This window comes from Streptomyces yunnanensis, from assembly GCF_029011865.1.
GTDB lineage: Bacteria > Actinomycetota > Actinomycetes > Streptomycetales > Streptomycetaceae > Streptomyces > Streptomyces yunnanensis.
This window is the reverse complement of the sequence record NZ_CP095749.1, coordinates 4,891,950-4,908,432: the sequence shown is the minus strand read 5'-3', so window position 1 is coordinate 4,908,432 and position 16,483 is coordinate 4,891,950. Positions and strand designations below refer to the sequence as shown.

General features: G+C 69.3%; 15 protein-coding genes. 10 read left to right on the top strand and 5 right to left on the bottom strand.

Features of this window, described 5'->3' with window-relative positions:
• The first annotated feature begins 346 nt into the window (after positions 1 to 346).
• Positions 347 to 3,007 (top strand): transglycosylase domain-containing protein, encoded by a 2,661-nt coding sequence (locus MOV08_RS21310; RefSeq protein WP_420834193.1) that lies wholly within the window; start codon positions 347 to 349, stop codon positions 3,005 to 3,007.
• A 131-nt stretch (positions 3,008 to 3,138) separates the two neighbouring features.
• Positions 3,139 to 4,620, top strand: a complete 1,482-nt coding sequence (locus MOV08_RS21305) for a glycosyltransferase family 87 protein (protein ID WP_275308553.1) — start codon at positions 3,139 to 3,141, stop codon at positions 4,618 to 4,620.
• An 88-nt stretch (positions 4,621 to 4,708) separates the two neighbouring features.
• Here MOV08_RS21305 and MOV08_RS21300 read toward each other — a convergent pair whose 3' ends face one another.
• The 3 genes from MOV08_RS21300 to MOV08_RS21290 form a co-directional block, all read right to left on the bottom strand.
• Positions 4,709 to 5,740: an alanine racemase gene (locus tag MOV08_RS21300; RefSeq protein WP_039634688.1), complete on the bottom strand. Its 1,032-nt coding sequence runs from the start codon at positions 5,738 to 5,740 to the stop codon at positions 4,709 to 4,711.
• A gap of 64 nt (positions 5,741 to 5,804) precedes the next feature.
• Positions 5,805 to 6,923, bottom strand: a complete 1,119-nt coding sequence (locus MOV08_RS21295; protein WP_039634685.1) for a lipid II:glycine glycyltransferase FemX — start codon at positions 6,921 to 6,923, stop codon at positions 5,805 to 5,807.
• A gap of 128 nt (positions 6,924 to 7,051) precedes the next feature.
• Entirely contained in the window at positions 7,052 to 7,369 is a 318-nt protein-coding gene (locus MOV08_RS21290; RefSeq protein ID WP_039634683.1) for a hypothetical protein, read from the bottom strand.
• Positions 7,370 to 7,598: 229 nt separating this feature from the next.
• Between MOV08_RS21290 and rpsF the strand changes: the two genes are divergently transcribed.
• From rpsF to rplI, 4 genes are all read left to right on the top strand, one after another.
• Positions 7,599 to 7,889: a 30S ribosomal protein S6 gene (gene rpsF, locus MOV08_RS21285; RefSeq protein WP_018542659.1), complete on the top strand. Its 291-nt coding sequence runs from the start codon at positions 7,599 to 7,601 to the stop codon at positions 7,887 to 7,889.
• A gap of 82 nt (positions 7,890 to 7,971) precedes the next feature.
• Positions 7,972 to 8,565 carry a single-stranded DNA-binding protein gene (locus tag MOV08_RS21280; RefSeq protein ID WP_039634679.1) on the top strand — a complete coding sequence of 198 codons (594 nt, stop codon included), beginning with the start codon at positions 7,972 to 7,974 and terminating at the stop codon, positions 8,563 to 8,565.
• 128 nt (positions 8,566 to 8,693) lie between these two features.
• Complete coding sequence (gene rpsR, locus MOV08_RS21275) at positions 8,694 to 8,930, top strand: 30S ribosomal protein S18 (protein WP_003978893.1); 237 nt, start codon at positions 8,694 to 8,696, stop codon at positions 8,928 to 8,930.
• Between the two features lie 18 nt (positions 8,931 to 8,948).
• Positions 8,949 to 9,395 carry a 50S ribosomal protein L9 gene (rplI, locus tag MOV08_RS21270; protein ID WP_039634674.1) on the top strand — a complete coding sequence of 149 codons (447 nt, stop codon included), beginning with the start codon at positions 8,949 to 8,951 and terminating at the stop codon, positions 9,393 to 9,395.
• A gap of 85 nt (positions 9,396 to 9,480) precedes the next feature.
• On the opposite strand, the gene MOV08_RS21265 is transcribed toward rplI, so the two are convergent.
• Both MOV08_RS21265 and MOV08_RS21260 read right to left on the bottom strand, forming a co-directional pair.
• Positions 9,481 to 10,299 (bottom strand): trypsin-like serine peptidase, encoded by an 819-nt coding sequence (locus MOV08_RS21265; RefSeq protein ID WP_239010107.1) that lies wholly within the window; start codon positions 10,297 to 10,299, stop codon positions 9,481 to 9,483.
• Between the two features lie 88 nt (positions 10,300 to 10,387).
• Positions 10,388 to 11,725, bottom strand: coding sequence for an MATE family efflux transporter (locus MOV08_RS21260; RefSeq protein WP_275308552.1), 1,338 nt, complete (start codon positions 11,723 to 11,725; stop codon positions 10,388 to 10,390).
• A 459-nt stretch (positions 11,726 to 12,184) separates the two neighbouring features.
• Here MOV08_RS21260 and dnaB point away from each other — a divergent pair, with 459 nt between their 5' ends.
• The 4 genes from dnaB (at position 12,185) to MOV08_RS21240 (ending at position 16,445) form a co-directional block, all read left to right on the top strand.
• Positions 12,185 to 13,657 carry a replicative DNA helicase gene (gene dnaB, locus MOV08_RS21255; RefSeq protein ID WP_275308551.1) on the top strand — a complete coding sequence of 491 codons (1,473 nt, stop codon included), beginning with the start codon at positions 12,185 to 12,187 and terminating at the stop codon, positions 13,655 to 13,657.
• A gap of 83 nt (positions 13,658 to 13,740) precedes the next feature.
• Positions 13,741 to 14,319, top strand: coding sequence for a TetR/AcrR family transcriptional regulator (locus MOV08_RS21250; protein ID WP_275308550.1), 579 nt, complete (start codon positions 13,741 to 13,743; stop codon positions 14,317 to 14,319).
• 88 nt (positions 14,320 to 14,407) lie between these two features.
• Positions 14,408 to 15,190, top strand: a complete 783-nt coding sequence (locus MOV08_RS21245) for an oxidoreductase (RefSeq protein WP_039634665.1) — start codon at positions 14,408 to 14,410, stop codon at positions 15,188 to 15,190.
• A 97-nt stretch (positions 15,191 to 15,287) separates the two neighbouring features.
• Positions 15,288 to 16,445, top strand: a complete 1,158-nt coding sequence (locus tag MOV08_RS21240; RefSeq protein ID WP_275308549.1) for a MerR family transcriptional regulator — start codon at positions 15,288 to 15,290, stop codon at positions 16,443 to 16,445.
• Positions 16,446 to 16,483: the final 38 nt, after the last annotated feature.

Here is a 16,483-nt window from a genome sequence, read left to right as displayed (position 1 = left end):
CCCTGTGCGGTCTTTATCTCGTGCTGATGTATCGACTCGATACATCCAGACGATAGAACGGGGCCCTGTGCGGAACAAGTAGTCGGACGGTGAACGGCGTCACATCACTTATTCGTGCGATCCAACCTGACTGATTTGGAGTGAATTTCAACACTGGGCAGGTTTTGGCCGTGCGTAGTCTGTGCGGCATGCAGACTGCCGGGAACCGTGGGCCTATACGTGACGTCCCTGACCTCGGTGTAATGCGGCCCGCGCGTCAGGAGCGGGTCGTGCATCGGGGGGACCTGAAGAGAACTGCCGCCTTCAGGCGACGAGAGAGCGCGCCTGCCCGAGGAGTATTCGTTCCATGAGCGAGCACCGTCGCAAACCACCCCAGCCGCAAGGTGGCGGGCGTGCCGCTGCCAGACGCGCCGGACAACCTTCCGGACGTCGCGCTGCCCCTTCGCCGGGTGTTGGTGCCACGCCCACGCCCACGCCCCCGCCGCCGCAGCCGCGGCCGGGCGGGCGTGCCGAGGCCCGTCGGGCTGCCCAACGAGGCGGTCGTCGGCGGGCTCCCGATGCTGCGGAGATGGCTTCCGGCGGCGGCGTCGGCCATGGTGGCGGGGGCCGCCGTGGCGGCGGCGGTGGTGGTGGAGAAGGGGGCCGGGGCCGCGGTCGTGGCGGTGGCAATCCGCCCAAGAAGCGCTTCATCGACTACCCGCGCTCCAACCGCACCGGCTGGCGACGATGGATGCCGTCCTGGAAACAGGTGGCCAGCATGTGCGTCGCGGTCGCCGGTTTGGTCGTCGGCGTGGCCGGCGTCGGTCTCGCGTTGGTGCAGGTGCCCGACGTGAACAAGGCCGCCATGTCGCAGAACAACGTCTACCTCTGGGCCGACGGCAAGGTCATGGCCCGTGACGGCGAGACCAACCGCCAGGTGGTCGGTATCAGCGAAATCCCGATGTCCATGCAGGAAGCGGTGATTTCGGCGGAGAACGCGTCTTTCCGGCAGGACCACGGCGTCGACCCCATGGGTATCCTCCGGGCCCTGCTCAACATGGCCCGGGGCGGCGACACCCAGGGTGGCTCGACCATCACTCAGCAGTACGTCAAGAACGCCATGCTGAGCCAGGAACAGACCGTGACCCGCAAGTTCAAGGAACTCTTCATCTCGATCAAGGTCGGCTGGAAGCAGACGAAGCCCGAGATCCTCGCGGGATACCTGAACACCAGCTACTTCGGTCGTGGTGCCTACGGGATCCAGGCCGCGGCCCAGGCGTACTACGGTAAGGACGCCTCGAAGTTGAACCCGAGCGAGTCGGCCTTCCTGGCCGCCACGCTCAAGGGCGCGAACCTCTACGACCCGGCGGGCGGTATAGGGGGTAATGCCACCCCGGCCCTGAACACCGCACGCGCCAAGGAGCGTTGGTCGTGGATCCTCGACCGCATGGTGGAGAACCACCACCTGCCGGCGACGGAGGCGGCCACGTGGAAGGCCAAGGGCTTCCCCATGCCGCAGAAGCCGAAGGCGGGGGCCAGTAAGGGCGGCCAGATCGGCTATCTGATCGACGTCGCCAAGAAGTACGTCCTCAAGCACCGCCCGGACATCAGCGAGGCGCGCTTCGACAAGGGTGGCTACACGATCCGGACGACCTTCGACGAGAAGAAGACCAAGGAACTCGCCGCCGCGGTCAAGCAGGTCAACGACCGCTACATCAACCCGAAGTTGCGTCCCGAAAAGGACAAGTACGTCCAGTTCGGCGGTGCTTCGGTGGTGCCCGGAGACGGCAAGATCGTGGCCCTGTACGGCGGTGACGGCTACGACCAGGGGCACTTCAGCAACAACGCCGACACCTACGGCGTGCCGGTCGGCTCGACCTGGAAGCCGTTCGTCCTCGCCGCGGCGATGAAGTACGGGAAGGCCGGCGACGGTCAGGCGCTCTCGCCAGACAGCAAGTACAACGGCGACGACCACCTCAAGGTGAGGAAGTCGGACGGCACCTTTGTCCTCAAGAAGGACAACACGCCCTTCTACCAGGTGAACGAGAGCGACCATCCCTGGGGCTACATCACCCTACGGAAGGCGATGGAGCAGTCGGTCAACACCCCGTTCGTCCAGCTCGGCATGGACGTCGGGATGGACAAGGTGAAGGACATGGCGCAGACCGCGGGCATCGCGCCGAGCAGCTTCGACAGGAACCTCAACCCGTCCTTCGCGCTGGGCACGTCCACGCCGAGCGCGATCCGGATGGCCGACGCCTACGCCACCTTCGCCGCCTCCGGCATGCAGGCGGAGCCCTACTCGGTGACCAAGGTGACCTCCGAGGGCAAGGAGCTGGATGGCTTCGACAAGCCCTCGGCGCACTCGGCGATCGATCCGAACATCGCCAACAACGTCACCGACGTGCTGGAGAACGTGATCCAGAACGGTACGGGCAAGGCGGCCAAGAAGCTGGGGAAGCCGGCGGCGGGCAAGACGGGTACCACGGACGAGAACAAGTCGGCCTGGTTCGTCGGCTACACCAAGCAGCTGTCGACGGCCATCACCATGTTCCGTGAGGACGCTCAGAACCCGCGCCAGCTGTCCATGAACGGCGTCGGTGGTTTCGACTCGATCCACGGTGGTGCGCTGCCGACCGAGGTGTGGACGCAGTACATGCTGCAGGCGATGGACGGTCTTCCCTCGACGGACTTCCCCGCGGCCCAGCCGATTGGGCAGGTCATCAACGAGACCGGTATGCCGTCGCCCACGCCGACGCCCACCCCGACCTTGGCGCCGCCGACCCCGTCGAGTACGCCCAGCACCTCGGCCTCCCCGACGCAGACCCCGACCGCGACTCCGACCGAGACCTGCGCTCCCTGGGACCCTCGCTGCAAGAACCACGGCGGGCACAACGGTGGGGGCACCGGCGGTGGCCCCGGCGGACCCGGTGGTGACACCGGAGGGACGCCGCCGACCTCGCCCGACCCGACCAGTGGTGGGAGCACTGGCGGAGGAGGCATCTTCGGCGGGCCCACAGGCGGCTGATATCCGCTGAGCGTTTCACGTGAAACGACCGCCGTTTCACGTGAAACACGGCTCCACGAAGCCCCCGACCCGGTGCGACCGGGCGGGGGCTTCGTCGCGTTCGTCCCCGTCGCGTACGGCAGGATGGGGCCATGACGAGCCTGCGACAGGACGAGCCCGTGCGGCCGACGAGACGGGATGAGGTGGCCGCGGCCGGCAGCGAGCTGATCGGCGGGCCGATCGGTCGGCGCGCGCTGCTCGGGACGTACTGGCTGACGCCGGTGCGGGTCGTCGCGCTCGTCGCCATCGGCATGTTCGCGCTCGGCATGGTGCAGAAGCTGCCCTGCTACAACGGGGGTTGGTTCTTCGGCGCCACCAGCCAGTACATCCATGGCTGCTACTCGGACATTCCCCACCTCTACGCGGGCCGGGGCTTCGCCGACGGGCTGATTCCGTACTTCGACAAGCTCCCTGGCGATATGCAGTACCTGGAGTACCCGGTGCTGACCGGGCTCTTCATGGAGATCGCCTCCTGGATGACGCCGCACGGCGGGGCGATCCAGGACCGGGAGCAGATCTACTGGCTGGTCAACGCCGGCATGCTGATGGTCTGCGCGGCCGTCATCGCGGTGTGCGTGGCCCGTACCCACCGCCGGCGCCCCTGGGACGGGCTGCTCGTGTCCCTGGCACCGGCCTTCGCCCTGACCGCGACCATCAACTGGGACCTGCTGGCCGTCGCGCTGACGGCCGCCGGGATGCTGCTGTGGTCACGCAGCCGACCGCTGGCGGCCGGTGTCCTGATCGGGCTGGCGACCGCGGCGAAGCTGTACCCGGTGCTGTTGCTGGGCCCGCTGCTGGTGCTGTGCTGGCGTGCGGGCACGTGGCGCGCGTACGGGCGGGCCGTCCTCGGCGCGGTGGTGTCCTGGCTGGTGGTGAACCTGCCGGTGATGCTCGTCCACGACGGGTCCGGGTTCCACATCCGGGAGGGCTGGGCGAAGTTCTACACCTTCAGCCAGGAGCGGCCCATCGACTTCGGCTCGATCTGGCTGCTGATCTCGCAACGCACCGGCAACCCGCTGGAGAACGCCAACCTCTACGCGTCGCTGCTGATGATCCTGGGCTGTGGCGGCCTCGCGCTGCTGACGCTCTACGCACCGCGCCGGCCCCGCTTCGCGCAACTCGCCTTCCTCGTCGTGGCGCTGTTCATCCTCACCAACAAGGTCTACTCGCCGCAGTACGTCCTGTGGCTGGTCCCGCTGGCGGCGTTGGCCCGCCCGCGCTGGCGGGACTTCTTGGTCTGGCAGGCGTGCGAGGTCATGTACTTCCTGGGGATCTGGATGTACCTGGCCTACACCGGCAACGGCGACAAGCATCAGGGTCTGCCGCCCGAGGGCTATCAACTGGCCATCGCGCTGCACCTGCTCGGCACGCTCTACCTGTGCGCCGTGGTCGTCCGGGACATCCTGCTGCCGGAGCGCGATGTGGTCCGCAGGGACGGCGACGACGACCCGTCGGGGGGCGTCCTGGACCGGAGGCCCGACGTGTTCGTGCTCGGGCAGGCGCACCGCGCGCCGCAGCACGCGCTGCACTTCGAGGGTGCGCCACGGGTGAGCTGGGGCGCCCTACGGGACTGAGCGGGACGGCACAGGCGTCAGGGCCCGGTGCAGCGGAACGTTCCGCCGCACCGGGCCCTGGACGTCGGTGGGCGCCGGGCCGGTCGGCTCAGCGGTCCACGACGCGGTCGTACTGCGTGGTGGTGTGCCGCAGGTGGGCCACCAGCTCCTCGCCCACCTTGGGCTCGGGGGCATCTCCCGGGACGAACAGGATCGACACCTGCATGTGCGGGGGCTCGGCGAACCAGCGCTGCTTGCCGGCCCAGACGTACGGTGCGAGGTTGCGGTTGACGGTCGCCAGGCCGGCACGGGCCACGCCCTTGGCGCGCGGCATCACGCCGTGCAGCGCCTTGGGCGACTCCAGGCCGACGCCGTGCGAGGTACCGCCGGCCACCACGACGAGGTAGCCGTCGGCGGTCGCCTTCTGCTGGCGGTAGCCGAACCGCTCGCCCTTGGCGACACGGGTGACGTCGAGCACCGAGCCGCGGTACTCGGTGGCCTCGTGGTCGCCGAGCCACAGCCGCGTGCCGATCCGCGCGCGGAAGCGGGTCTGCGGGAACTGCTGCTGGAGGCGGGTGAACTCGTCGGGCTTGAGGTGGCTGACGAACATGGTGTGGAGCGGCAGGCGGTTGGCGCGCAGCTGGTCCATCCACCCGATGACCTCGTCGACCGAGTCGGAGCCGTCGGTGCGGTCCAGCGGGAGGTGGATCGCGAACCCCTCCAGCCGGACGTCCTCGATGGCCGCGGCGAGCTTCGGCAGGTCCTCCGGCTTGACGCCGTGCCGCTTCATGCTGCTCATGACCTCGATGACGACCCGGGCGCCGACCAGCCCGCCCACGCCTTCGACCGAGGAGACCGAGCGGATCGCCCGGTCGGGCAGCGGCACCGGCTCCTCGCCGTGCCGGAACGGGGTCAGGACCAGCAGATCACCGCTGAAGAAGTCCTTGATCTGGGCTGCTTCGTAGGTCGTGCCGACCGCGAGGATGTCGGAGCCGAGCCGGGTGGCCTCCTCGGCGAGGCGCTCGTGGCCGAAGCCGTAGCCGTTGCCTTTGCAGACCGGGACCAGCCCGGGGAACTGCTGGAGAACGCTCTGTTGATGCGCCCGCCAGCGTGCGGTGTCGACGTAGAGGGTGAGCGCCATGGCCGGCCCGGGACCTTTCTCGTGGCTGGGGTGTGTCAGGAGTGCGGACGGTGCGGTGAAGCGGTCAGCGACGCGACATGTAGATGTCGAGCGCCTTGTGCAGGAGCTTGTTGAGTGGGAAGTCCCACTCACCGAGGTACTCCGCCGCCTGCCCGCCGGTGCCGACCTTGAACTGGATCAGACCGAAGAGGTGGTCGTTCTCGTCCAGCGAGTCGCTGATGCCGCGGAGGTCGTAGACGGAGGCGCCGGCCGCGTAGGAGTCCTGCAGCATGCGCCACTGCATCGCGTTGGAGGGCCGGACCTCGCGGCCGATGTTGTCCGAGGCGCCGTACGAGTACCAGACGTGCCCGCCGACGATGAGCATGGTCGCGGCGGAGAGGTTCACCCCGTTGTGGCGGGCGAAGTAGAGCCGCATGCGGTCGGGGTCCTCGGTGTTGAGGGCGGACCACATGCGCTGGAAGTAGCTGAGCGGACGCGGCCGGAACTGGTCGCGCTTCGCGGTGATCTCGTAGAGCCGCTGCCATTCGGCCAGGTCCTCGTAGCCGCCCTGGACGACCTCGACGCCAGCCTTCTCGGCCTTCTTGATGTTGCGGCGCCACAGCTGGTTGAAGCCCTTGTGGATCTCCTCCAGCGGGCGGTCGGCCAGCGGTACCTGGAAGACGTAGCGGGGCTGCACATCGCCGAAGCCGGCGCCGCCGTCCTCGCCCTGCTGCCAGCCCATGCGGCGCAGGCGGTCGGCGACCTCGAAGGCGCGCGGTTCGATGTGGCTGGCCTCGACGTCCCGCAGCCGCTTGACGTCGGGGTTCTGGATGCCGGCCTTGATCGCGGTGGAGTCCCAGCGGCGGATGATGACCGGCGGGCCCATCTTCACGGAGAAGGCGCCCTGCTGCTTGAGGTGGGCGAGCATCGGCCGCAGCCATTCCTCAAGATTCGGCGCGAACCAGTTGATGACCGGGCCCTCGGGGAGATAGGCCAGGTATCGCTTGATCTTGGGCAGCTGGCGGTACAGGACCAGCCCGGCGCCGACCAGCTCGCCGGACGCGTCGAACCAGCCCAGGCTCTCGGACCGCCACTCGGCCTTCACATCCGCCCAGGCCGGGACCTGCATGTGGCTCGCCGCGGGCAGGCTCTGGATGTATGCCAGATGCTGCTCTCGACTGATGGTCCTCAGGGTCAGGCTCATGCGGGGCGCTCCTCGGCTGGTGTGTCCCCTTGGTCGGGGCTCCGGCTCTCGCGCCGAAGCCTACTGTGACCGGGGAGCGCCCCGTCTGGGCCGTACGGGACCGGGCCCCGTATGCCGTGGCGTGCGGGTTAGCCGAGGACGCCGCCGAAGAGCCCGCCGTGCGCCAGGCCGACGTAGAAGCCGACGCCCGACGCGCCGAGCCCGATGATCAACAGGAAGCGTTCCGCCGTCGTCGAGGAGATGTACTGGCCCCACAGGCCCGTGCCGATGCCGATCAGGCCCACCCATGAGCTGACCAGGTGCAGGCCGGGAGAGAGCGCGGTGAGGGCGGCAATCGCGCCGAACACCAAGGTCACGACCGCGAGGGTGTTCTCTACGGGATGGGGTTGGCCGTCGCTGTTGAGAATCGCGAGCAGATTCCGTTGGGTCCGTGCTGCCTGTGCCATGCGGCACCTCCACTGACAGGGCGGCGCACTGTAACGCCGCTCACACCCGTTGTGTTCCAGATTGGGGGGTCTGGTGGGCGGATTTCAACCGGAAGCGCGGAGGCAGGTACTCTGTACGGTCTGCGCCCATGTCTGCCCGGACGCTCCGGCGGGCCGGGCGCGGAACGCATCACGACCCTCCTGCCACGGAACGACCGTGGCCGCTGAGTCCAAAGGAGGTGGGTTAACCATGCGTCACTACGAGGTGATGGTCATCCTCGACCCCGATCTGGAGGAGCGCGCTGTCGCCCCCCTGATCGAGAACTTCCTCTCCGTCGTCCGCGAGGGCAACGGAAAGGTCGAGAAGGTCGACACCTGGGGCCGTCGTCGTCTCTCGTACGAGATCAACAAGAAGCCCGAGGGCATCTACTCCGTCATCGACCTGCAGGCCGAGCCTGCGGTCGTCAAGGAGCTCGACCGTCAGATGAACCTGAACGAGTCGGTTCTTCGGACCAAGGTCCTCCGTCCCGAGACCCACTGAGCGCGTACGCGTCCAGCGGTAACCGGGTTCGAGTAGCAGCAACACCAGCAGCCAGCAGCACACCCGCCGAGAGGTTCCCCTAATGGCAGGCGAGACCGTCATCACGGTTGTCGGCAATCTTGTCGACGACCCCGAGCTGCGCTTCACCCCGTCCGGTGCGGCGGTCGCGAAGTTCCGCGTCGCGTCCACTCCCCGCACCTTCGACCGTCAGACCAATGAGTGGAAGGACGGCGAGAGCCTGTTCCTGACCTGCTCGGTGTGGCGTCAGGCGGCGGAGAACGTCGCCGAGTCCCTTACGCGGGGCACCCGCGTGATCGTCCAGGGCCGTCTCAAGCAGCGGTCCTACGAGGATCGCGAGGGCGTGAAGCGCACGGTGTACGAGCTCGACGTCGAGGAAGTGGGCGCGAGCCTGCGGAACGCCACGGCGAAGGTCACCAAGACCGGCGGTCGTGGTGGCCAGGGCGGTGGCGGCTTCGGCGGCGGTCAGGGCGGCGGCCAGCAGGGCGGCGGCTGGGGCGGTGGCCCCGGCGGCGGTCAGCAGGGCGGCGGCGCTCCGGCCGACGACCCGTGGGCGACCGGCGGTCCTGCCGGCGGTGGCCAGGGTGGCGGCGGCGGTGGCTGGGGCGGCGGCTCCGGCGGCTCCGGCGGCGGCTACTCGGACGAGCCGCCCTTCTAGGTCCGGGCGACGGGTTCTTCCACCGATGTTTCACGTGAAACGGCTCGTTTCACGTGAAACGAGGTCGGAGAGCCGCCTGGGGCCTGAGGGCGTCAGCACATACTTCTTGAACTCACTGGAGAGAGACAATGGCGAAGCCGCCTGCTCGCAAGCCTAAGAAGAAGGTTTGCGTGTTCTGCAAGGAGAAGATCTCCTACGTCGACTACAAGGACACGAACCTGCTGCGGAAGTTCATCTCCGACCGCGGCAAGATCCGTGCCCGTCGTGTCACCGGCAACTGCACTCAGCACCAGCGTGACGTCGCCACGGCCGTGAAGAACAGCCGTGAGATGGCGCTGCTGCCCTACACGTCCACCGCGCGATAAGGGAAGGGTGACCGACAAATGAAGATCATCCTCACCCACGAGGTCTCCGGCCTCGGCACCGCCGGCGACGTCGTTGACGTCAAGGACGGGTACGCCCGCAACTACCTGGTCCCGCGCGGTTTCGCGATCCGCTGGACCAAGGGTGGCGAGAAGGACGTCGCGCAGATCCGTCGCGGTCGCAAGATCCGCGAGATCGCCACGATCGAGCAGGCCAACGAGGTCAAGGCTCGGCTCGAGGGCGTCAACGTGAAGCTGGCCGTTCGTGCCGGCGACGCGGGCCGTCTGTTCGGCTCCGTCACCCCGGCCGACGTCGCCTCGGCGATCAAGGCCGCCGGTGGTCCGGACGTCGACAAGCGCCGCGTTGAGCTCGGTACGCCGATCAAGACCCTGGGCGCGCACCAGGTCTCGGTGCGTCTGCACGCCGAGGTCGTTGCGAAGCTCGGCGTCGAGGTCATCGCCGCCTGAGCGTAGCTCGCAGCCGAACGCCGAAGGGCCGTACTCCCTCGTGGGGTACGGCCCTTCGCGTTGGGCGGGTGGTCAGGTGCGGGGGTCAGTCCTCGTCCTGGGCGCGCTTGTAGAGATTGGCGATGTCCTCGTCGAAGTAGGCGGCGTAGGAGACGTCGTCCTCGTCGCCGCCGCCCTCGTGGCCGCCGAGGACGCCGATGACCGTGCCGGTGTGGCTCTTGGGGTCGTAGTCGGCCAGCCAGGGGCTGCCGCTGGTGCCGCCCTCGAAGTCGGTGCACTGGATGCGCATCTGGGTGTCGCTGAACTTCGTGCTGCGGTTCTGGCAGGAGATCGGGGTGTCTCGGCTGGTGGGATAGCCGGTGATCTTGACTTCGTTGTCGAAGCCGCGGTCGATGCCGAGGGTGTTGCCGCCGAGGATGTCCTGGATCTCCTTGCCGTCCTTGGAGTCGAGGGTGAGGAAGGCGACGTCGAGGTTCTCGTCCTGAGACTTGGCCCAGCGGTCGTCGACCACGACCTTGTTGACCTTCCACAGGCCGGTGGGCTCGTCGCCGTTGCGGTAGTCGGGGGCGAAGACCAAGTCGTCCACCGGCTTGCCGGTGTCCGGGTCGAAGGCGCAGTGGGCCGCGGTGATCAGCATGTTCCGGCTCGGGCTCTGCACCACGCTGGCGGTGCAGAAGTGGGCGCCGTGGTCGTCCTTCTCGAAGACGGTGCCGATCCGGGCGTTCTCCTCGGTCCTGCGCGGGGTGTAGGCGTTGCCGTCCTGAGGCACGGCGGTGGCCGAGGGCTCCTGGTCCTGGGGGGCGTCGCCGGGCTCGCCGGACTTGCCGTAGCCGGTGTGGCCGCCGGTGGTTCTACTCGGGTGAGTTTCCTCCGCTGCGTAGCCCACCACTGCGGCTGCCCCCACGATGACGAGCGTCAGGGGCAGGATCGATTTCCTGGCAAGCGAGCGCACAAGGTCATTATCTGCACGGAGACAGGGTTCGGTAGGCGCTTCAGCGGGAGGCTCCGGTCACAATCCACCGTCCGGAGCGAGCGCGCAGCCAGAGCGTCAGCATCCGCACGGTCATCATCAGGGCCATCGCCCACCACAGCGCGACCAGACCGCCGCCCAGCGCCGGTACGGCGAGGGCCGCGGGGGCGAACACGGCCAGGGTCACCACCATGGCTCCGGCGAGGTACGGCCCGTCCCCCGCGCCCATGAGGACCCCGTCGAGGATGAAGACGATGCCAGCGACCGGCTGGGTGACCGCGACGACCAGAAGTGTGAGGAGCAGCGGGTGCCGGACGTCGGGATCGGTGGTGAAGAGGGGGATGAACAGTGGCCGGGCGAGCACCACCAGCGCGCCGAGGACGATGCCGGAGACGATGCCCCACTGGACCATCCGCCGACAGGCGGCGCGGGCGCCGTCCCGGTCCCCGGCGCCGAGGTAGCGCCCGATGATGGCCTGGCCGGCGATGGCGATGGCATCCAGGGCGAAGGACAGGAGCTGCCACAGGGACAGGACGATCTGGTGGGCGGCGACCTCGGCGTCGCCGAGCCGGGCGGCGACCGCGGTGGCGATCATCAGCACCGCACGCAGCGAGAACGTACGGATCAGCAGGGGGACGCCGGCCTGGGCGCAGGCGCGGATCCCGGCGGCGTCCGGGCGGAGCGAGGCGCCGTGGCGACGGGCGCCGCGGATCACCACGGTGAGGTAGACGGCGGCCATGCCGCACTGGGCGATGACGGTGCCCCAGGCGGAGCCGGCGATGCCGAGGCCGGCGAGGTAGACCAGTCCGGCGTTGAGGGCGGCGTTGGCGGTGAAGCCGCCGATGGCGACGTACAGCGGGGTTCTGGTGTCCTGGAGGCCGCGGAGCACTCCGGTGGCGGCGAGGACGACCAGCATCGCGGGGATGCCGAGCGCGCTGATCCGCAGGTAGGTCGTGGCGTACGGGGCGGCGGCCGGGGAGGCACCGAAGACGTCGACGAGCCAGGGGGCGGTGGGCAGGACGACGACGATGACGGCTGCGCCGAGCAGCAGGGCGAGCCAGATGCCGTCCATGCCCTGGCGTATCGCCGCGGGGAGTTCGCCGGCGCCGACCCGGCGGGCGACCGCGGCGGTGGTGGCGTAGGCGAGGAAGACGAAGACGGAGACGGCGGTTGTGAGGAGGGCGGCGGCGACGCCGAGACCGGCGAGCTGTCGGGTGCCGAGGTGGCCGATGACGGCGCTGTCGACCATGACGAAGAGCGGCTCCGCGACGAGGGAACCGAAGGCGGGCAGGGCCAGCGCGACGATCTCGCGGTCATGGCGGCGGAGAGCGCGCCGTGGCGTCGCGGGTGCCGATGTCATGAGGGGCAATCTAATCGTCCACAGGTAATGGATGCAACTGTGTTGTGATCCTTACTTTGCGCTGCGTGGGGGCGCCTTCTGTGTGGCGTTCGCGGCGATCATGAACAGGTTGCCGAAGTTTTTCTCCCCCACAGCCTATGGATGAGGAAAGCGCAGGTCAGAGGGGTGTGGATGGCGTGATTGTGTGCTTGTCCACAGAAGTTTCCCCCAGGCCGTGCACAGGATCCGGGGACTTCTCCACAGCTATGGGCCGGTCATCCACATGGCCTGTGGATAACCAGATTGGCGGACGGTGCGCGCGGGCCTACCGTGGACCGGCGCCCGCCGCCCCGTTCCGGCCGTGAGACCTGTCCGAACTCGACGCGCCGTAACCGGAGTCGGGCGTCTCGAATGTCAGGGCTGTGCCGTAGAAAGAACCGCACAGCAAGGTCCGCGTCGCGGACGGGAGGAGGTGCCGGGGTGAGTATTCCCGAGCCCATGGACGACCCCTGGGCGGACTCCGGTCCCAGCGACCTGCTGCCGGCCGCCCGCTCCCGTCGGGGCGAAGGAAAGGGCCGGGGCGGCCGCCCGGACCGTGACGACGACGGCGGCGGTTCCTGGGCCGGTGGCTTCGAGCGGGTCCCGCCGCAGGACCTCGACGCCGAGCAGTCCGTGCTCGGCGGCATGCTGCTGTCCAAGGACGCCATCGCGGACGTCGTCGAGGTCCTCAAGGGCGAGGACTTCTACCGTCCCGCCCACGAACTGGTCTTCCAGGCGATCCTCGACCTCTACGCCAAGGGCGAGCCGGCCGACCCGATCACCATCGCGGCCGAGCTCACCAAGCGCGGTGAGATCGCCCGGGTCGGCGGCGCCTCGTATCTGCACACCCTGGTCCAGTCCGTACCCACGGCCGCCAACGCCGAGTACTACGCCGAGATCGTCCACGAGCGGGCCGTGCTCCGCCGCCTCGTCGAGGCCGGCACCCGGATCACGCAGATGGGATACGCCGCCGACGGCGACGTCGACGAGATCGTCAACAAGGCCCAGGCGGAGATCTACGCCGTCACCGAGCAGCGGACCAGCGAGGACTATCTGCCGCTCGGCGACATCATGGAGGGCGCGCTCGACGAGATCGAGGCGATCGGCTCGCGGCAGGGCCAGATGACGGGCGTGCCGACCGGGTTCACCGATCTCGACGCGCTGACCAACGGTCTGCATCCGGGCCAGATGATCGTGATCGCGGCCCGTCCGGCCATGGGTAAGTCGACGCTCGCGCTGGACTTCGCGCGGGCCTGCTCGATCAAGAACAACCTGCCGAGCGTGATCTTCTCGCTCGAAATGGGGCGCAACGAGATCGCGATGCGCCTGCTGTCCGCGGAGGCGCGGGTGGCGCTGCACCACATGCGTTCCGGCAGCATGACCGACGACGACTGGACGCGGCTGGCGCGCCGCATGCCGGACGTCTCGGCGGCCCCGCTCTACATCGACGATTCGCCGAACCTCTCGATGATGGAGATCCGCGCCAAATGCCGGCGCCTGAAGCAGCGTAACGAGCTGAAGCTGGTCGTCATCGACTATCTCCAGCTGATGCAGTCCGGCGGCTCCAAGCGCGCCGAGAGCCGTCAGCAGGAGGTCTCGGACATGTCCCGTAACCTCAAGCTGCTCGCCAAGGAGCTGGAGCTCCCGGTGATCGCGCTCTCGCAGCTGAACCGTGGCCCCGAGCAGCGTACGGACAAGAAGCCGATGGTCTCCGACCTGCGTGAATCCGGTTCCATCGAGCAGGACGCCGACATGGTCATCCTGTTGCACCGCGAGGACGCCTACGAGAAGGAGTCGCCGCGGGCCGGTGAGGCCGACCTGATCGTGGCGAAGCACCGTAACGGCCCCACGGCGACGATCACCGTGGCGTTCCAGGGCCACTACTCGCGCTTCGTGGACATGGCGCAGACCTGAGCCGAGCGGGGATCTCCTTGTGAGGAGTGCGGGACCGGTCCATTTTTGACCTCGGGGTCAAGAATGGTGCTACTGTGCTGCACATGGGAAGGCCGAAGCAGTTCGATCCGGACGCCGCCGTCGAGCAGGCCATGCAGGTGTTCTGGCGCAAGGGGTACGCCGCCACGACGCCGCAGGACCTCGTCGACGCGCTCGGTATCGGCAAGGGCAGTCTCTACAACGCCTTCGGCAGCAAACACGCGCTGTTCGAGCGGGCGTTGGTCCGCTACCGGGACGGCCAGGCGCAGGCCCTGATCGACCTGCTGGAGCAGTCCGGGTCGGTGAAGGACCGGCTGCGCGACGCGTTGCGCCTTCTCGTGGAGCTGGACCTCGGTGATCCGGACCGTCGTGGCTGTCTGGCCGTCAACACCGCGGCGGAGCGCGCGATGACCGACGAGGCCGCGACCGAGCTGGTCCGCCGGATGTTCGACCGGACCGAGGGCGCGTTCCGTGCGCTGATCGAGGAGGGGCAGCGGGCGGGCGAGGTCGCGCCCGACCGCGATGCCCGGGCGATCGGGAGCCAGTTGTTGGCGACCGCCGTCGGCCTCCGGCTGCTGGCCCGGGTCGCCGAGGGGCCGGACCGGCTCTCCAGGGTGATCGACGCGACCATCGACTCCCTCTGACCCGTTGGGACCTAGGGGTTTCCGCGGGTCCCGTGCTACGCAAATTTTGTACCTACAGTTCAAGAATTGATGTCAGGATCGGAGTGTCATGCAGCTCAACCTCACCGACAAGACCGCCGTCGTCACCGGTGCCAGCCGCGGCATCGGACTGGCCACCGTCCGGGCGCTGATCGACGAGGGGGTGCGGGTCGTCGGAGCGGCCCGCACCCTCACCCCGGAGCTCAAGGAGAGCGGCGCCTTCGCGGTCTCCGCCGACCTGAGCACCGCCGACGGCGTGGCGACCCTGATGGACAGCGCCTTCGCGGAGCTGGGCGGGATCGACCTGCTGGTGAACAACGTCGGCGCCGGGGACGCCGTGGAGCCCGTCGGATTCATGGACACCGACGACGCCCAGTGGGGCGCCATCTTCGACCTCAATCTGCTGAGCGCGGTCCGCGCCGCCCGCGCCGCACTGCCCAGTCTGATCGAGCGCCGTGGCGCGATCGTCAACGTCTCCTCCATCAACTCCCGGCTGCCCGCGGCCGGTCCGGTCGCCTACAGCGCGGCCAAGGCGGCCCTGGCCGCGGTCGGGAAGTCGCTGGCCGAGGAGTTCGGGCCGCAGGGCGTACGCGTCAACACCGTCTCGCCGGGCGTCGTGCGGACGGCCATCTGGGAGGACCCGGAGAGCTTCGGCGGCAAAGTGGCGGCGAACGCCGGCGCGGAGCACGCGGCGTTCCTCCGGCAGCTCCCGGAGGCGTTCGCGATCACCAGCGGGCGGATCACCGAACCGCAGGAGGTGGCGGCCCTGATCACCTTCCTGCTCTCCGACGTGGCCGGGAACATCACGGGCGCGGACTACGTCATCGACGGTGGCACGATCAAGACGCTCTGACGCGGAGACGAGCGGGACGGGTCCGGCGGGCGCTCGACCGGCCGCAGATCGCGGCCGGTTTGACCTTCAGGTTGGTCGAAGCCCCAGAATCGCCGCCATGGACGACGACGGGGAACTCCTGGGCATCGGCGCGTTCGCCCGGCGGGTGGGACTGACGCCGAGCGCGCTGCGCTTCTACGACGACTGCGGGGTGCTGCGGCCGGACCGGGTGGACGCCGCCACGGGGTACCGGCGCTATGCGGCCCGGCAGGTGGCGCGGGCGGCACGGCTGCGGCAACTGCGGGCGGCAGGGCTGCCGTTGGTGGACGTCGAGACCGTGCTCGACGGTCCCCAGGACGCGGCCCGGAACGTGCTGCGGGCCCACCTGGAGCGGACCCGGCGGGCGGCGGACGAGGCGCGGGCCGTGGCGGAGGGCCTTCTGTACGAGACGCCCGAGGGGCCGGCGTCTCGCGTCGGTGCGGCGCGGGCTCGGGTGGACGGGCCGGAGCTCGCCAGCGCGGTGCGGCAGGCGGCGCCCGCGACGGCGGTCGGTGCGGCGGCGGAGGAGTTCCCGGTGCTGGGGTCCGTTCTGCTCGAACTCGCCGAGGGAGAGGTGCGGTTGGTGGCCACCGACCGCTATCGGCTGGCGGTGCGCGGGCTGCGACCGGAGGTCTTCGAGGGTGGACCGCGGCGGGTGCTGATCGCGGTGGACGCCGCACGCCGGATGGCGGAGTGGGCGGTGCGGCAGCGGGCGGTCGAGGTGGAGTGTCCGGCCGTGGTGGACGCTTCCGGGGTCGCGCGGGTGCGGCTGTGGAGCGGGGCGGAGCCCTGGGAGCCGGGGGCCCCGGGCACGGGGGCCGCCGGAGTGGGCGAGCCGGGGGAGTTCCCGGACTACCGGCTGATGTTGACGGGGCTGGTCGACGCGCGGCACCGGGTGATCGTGGACCGGGCAGGGCTGCGGGACGCGGTGGCGGACCGGGGCGGGGCGGTGGTGTCGCTGGCGTTCGGGGCGGTCGTGGCGCCGGTTGCGGAGGGTGCCACGGACGGGGCGCTGGAGGTGTCGGGTGGGGAGTCCGACGCGGTCCGGTTGCCCGCGGTCCGCACCGGGCCCGGGCTGCGGATCGCCTTCGACCCGGCGGTCCTGGTGCCGGTGCTGGAGGCCGGGGTGGGGCCCGATGTGTTGCTGGAGATCGCGTCGGCGGACCAACCGGTCGTCGTCCGGTCCGCGGACCAGGGGAGTTTCACGGCGGTGGTGATGCCGGTGCGGGGCCGTTGAGGGAGGACGGCCGAGGGCCGGCGGTCGGCGCGGGACGG